This window comes from Mycobacterium sp., assembly GCF_046091765.1.
Taxonomy (GTDB): domain Bacteria; phylum Actinomycetota; class Actinomycetes; order Mycobacteriales; family Mycobacteriaceae; genus Mycobacterium.
This window is the reverse complement of record NZ_JBJTCF010000122.1, coordinates 1-3,072: the sequence shown is the minus strand read 5'-3', so window position 1 is coordinate 3,072 and position 3,072 is coordinate 1. Positions and strand designations below refer to the sequence as shown.

At 71.7% G+C, this 3,072-nt stretch carries 3 protein-coding genes and 1 pseudogene; 3 read left to right on the top strand and 1 reads right to left on the bottom strand.

What is annotated here, in order from left to right; genetic code table 11:
• Positions 1 to 698 (top strand): DapH/DapD/GlmU-related protein (locus tag ACKOB8_RS14210; RefSeq protein WP_526378337.1); only part of this gene is annotated, 698 nt, incomplete at its 5' end.
• A gap of 66 nt (positions 699 to 764) precedes the next feature.
• Here the strand turns inward: ACKOB8_RS14210 and ACKOB8_RS14205 are convergent.
• On the bottom strand, positions 765 to 2,177 hold the full coding sequence (locus ACKOB8_RS14205) for an acyl-CoA synthetase (RefSeq protein WP_526378335.1): 1,413 nt from the start codon (positions 2,175 to 2,177) through the stop codon (positions 765 to 767).
• A 79-nt stretch (positions 2,178 to 2,256) separates the two neighbouring features.
• On the opposite strand from ACKOB8_RS14205, the gene ACKOB8_RS14200 reads away from it, so the two are divergent.
• On the top strand, positions 2,257 to 2,757 hold the full coding sequence (locus tag ACKOB8_RS14200; RefSeq protein WP_526378333.1) for an Rv2253 family sensor-like surface protein: 501 nt from the start codon (positions 2,257 to 2,259) through the stop codon (positions 2,755 to 2,757).
• Positions 2,758 to 2,869: 112 nt separating this feature from the next.
• Positions 2,870 to 3,072 (top strand): annotated as a pseudogene (locus ACKOB8_RS14195) (hypothetical protein); the annotation flags it as partial.

The following is a 3,072-nucleotide window of genomic DNA, read 5'->3' as shown; positions in this document are numbered from 1 at the left end:
ACCTACGGCTGCACCTGATCTCGCACCGCCTCGTCGAACCGCACGGCTGCAACCTGGACGGGGTGTTCGGGGCGCTGGCCAACGTGGTGTGGACCAACTACGGGCCCTGCCCGGTAGAAGGTTTCGAAGGGATCAGGCTGCGACTGCGCCGGCGCGGGCCGGTGACGGTCTACGGGGTGGACAAGTTCCCCCGGATGGTCGACTACGTGGTACCCACCGGCGTGCGCATCGCCGACGCCGACCGGGTTCGCCTCGGCGCGCACCTGGCCCCGGGCACCACTGTCATGCACGAGGGGTTCGTCAACTTCAACGCCGGCACACTCGGCGCCTCGATGGTCGAGGGCCGCATCTCCGCCGGCGTGGTGGTCGGTGACGGCTCCGACGTCGGCGGCGGCGCCTCGATCATGGGCACGCTCTCCGGCGGTGGCACCGAGGTCATCTCGGTGGGCGAACGCTGCCTGCTGGGCGCCAACTGCGGGCTGGGCATCTCGCTGGGTGATGACTGCATCGTCGAGGCCGGGCTCTACCTGACCGCGGGCACCAAGGTCAGCACCCCGGAGGGCGCCACCGTCAAGGCCCGCGAGCTCTCCGGGGCGAACAACCTGCTGTTCCGCCGCAACTCGGTGACCGGCGCGGTGGAGGTGGTGGCCCGCGACGGCCGGGGCGTCACGCTCAATTCGGACCTGCACGCGAACTGACCCCCGCCACCGTGCGTGTCGGTACGCCGACACGCCGCTAGGGCGTACGGTGACGCACACTCGCGGCTAGAGAAGCCCCTTCTTGATCACCTTGCCCATCGCGTTGCGCGGCAGCGAGTCGACCAGCCGCACCTCGCGGGGCCGTTTGTGCACCGAAAGCTGTTGGGCCACATACTCAATGAGCTGTTCTGGCCGGGCATCGCCGACCACGAAGGCGACGATCCGCTGCCCCAAATCGGCGTCAGGCAGCCCGACCACCGCGACCTCGGCGACACCGGGATGATCCATCAGCACCATTTCGATCTCCCCCGCCCCGATGCGGTAGCCGCCGGACTTGATCAGGTCGACCGACTCCCGGCCGACGATGCGGTGCATCCCGTCGTGGTCGATGACGGCGGCGTCACCGGTGCGATACCAGCCGTCGGCGGTGAACGACTCCGCGGTGGCGTCGGGCCGGTTGAGGTAGCCGTCGAACATCGTCGGGGTGCGCACCTGCAGCGAGCCCACGGTCTGCCCGTCGTGCGCAACGGCGGAACCCTGCTCGTCGACCAGCCGGGTCTGCATGCCGGGCAGCGGCAGCCCGACCCATCCGGGCCGCCGTTGCCCGTCGGCGCGGGTGCTGACCGTGATCAGGCTCTCGGTGCAGCCGTAGCGCTCGACCGGCCGGTGCCCGGACAGCGCGGCCAGCCGCTCGAAGACCGACACCGGCAGCGCAGCACTGCCCGATACCAGCAGGCGCGCGGCGGACAGCGCACCGGCCGCCCCGGCATCGGCAGCCATCCTCGACCACACCGTAGGCACGCCGAAGAACAGCGTGCCGCCCGCGGCGGCCGCCGCCGCGTAGCCCTCCGGCGTGGGTTTGCCGGTGTGGACGAACCGGCTGCCCACCCGCAGCGCGCCGATCAGGCCGAGCACCAGCCCGTGCACGTGGAACATCGGCAGCCCGTGCACCAGGACGTCGTCGGCCGTCCACTGCCAGGCCTGGGCCAGCGCGTCGATGTCGGCCGCGATGGCGGCGCGGCTGAGGATCACGCCCTTGGGCGGGCCGGTGGTTCCCGAGGTGTAGATCACCATCGCGGTGTGCCGCGGGTCCGGCTCGGCGTAGCGGTGCCAGCTGCGGGCGTGCCGGCGGACCGGCACGTGGGGCAGTCCGCACGGGTCGGCCGGCTGCTCCCCCAGCCAGGCTCGGGCTCCCGAGTCGGCGAGGATGTGCAGGCGCTCGGCGGCACCCACATCGGCGGGCACCGGGACGAACGGCACGCCGGCGATCAGGCAGCCGGACACCGCCAGCACGGTGGCCGCGCTCGGCGTGGCCAGCACCGCGACCCGGCCGGCTCCGCCGACCCGCTCGGCCACCGAGGTCGCCGCGCCGAGCACATCCCCGCGCGAGAGCGTCACCCCCTCGGCGGCCAGGGTCACCGCGTCGCCGACGTCGGGTCCGGCTGCCACCGCTGCGGGGTTTAGCGAGGCCAGCAGCACTCCGCGAGGCTACCGCGACGCCCGGCGCGTCGTGTTGCAGATGCGACGGGTGGGGTTTGACGGCGGTTACCCTCGCCCTATGAGGTCCGGACGCGGCCTGCGCGCCGGCAGCCTGCTGGTCGCGCTGCTGGTGGCACTGCTCGGCGCGGCCCCGGCGGCGGCGGCGCCGCAGCCGTGGAACGGCCGCTACCAGATGGTCACCTACGCCTCCCAGAAAGCCGGCACCAGCCCGGCCAACCGGCAGCCGGAGAACGATTTCGCGGCCGTCTTCGTGCTCTCGACCGCCTGCTCGGGCGGGCGCTGCGTGGCCACCGTCGTCGACGGCCCTCGACCGGGCAACCCGACCGTGCCGCAACCCACCCGCTACACCTGGACCGGTTCGGAGTGGGCGACCAACTACGAGTGGCTGTGGGACTGCCTGCTCGAAGACGTGGGCCGCAAGCAGTGGGCCCGCGCCACGTCGTGGGCGTTCTACGCCCCACAGCCGGACGGGTCGCTGCGCGGCACCTGGCACACCGACATCGCCGAGGGCCCGTGCCGCGGCAGCGTGATCATGCCGGTGACCGCCGTCCCGGCCTGAGCCGTAAATTCTTGGTGAAACCCGCCCCAAAACGGGTAACAGTGTGGTTTCTGTTAACGATGAGGAAGACGAGCCGAACCGGCCCACCTCGCGGAACGGGTAAGGGGACACCATGAAAGCAGGTCGTGTGCTGGTGGCGGTGCTTGCCAGGGTGTCAGCCAGGGTGGCAGCGGTGCTGTCGGGGGTGCTGGTGCTGGCGGCGGGGCTGGTCGGGGGTGCGGGCAGTGCGCAGGCGGCGCTGGACAATCAGATGACGCTGGTCGACGGTGGTGGGCGCACGATGACGATCCAGCAGTGGGACACCTTCCTTGACGG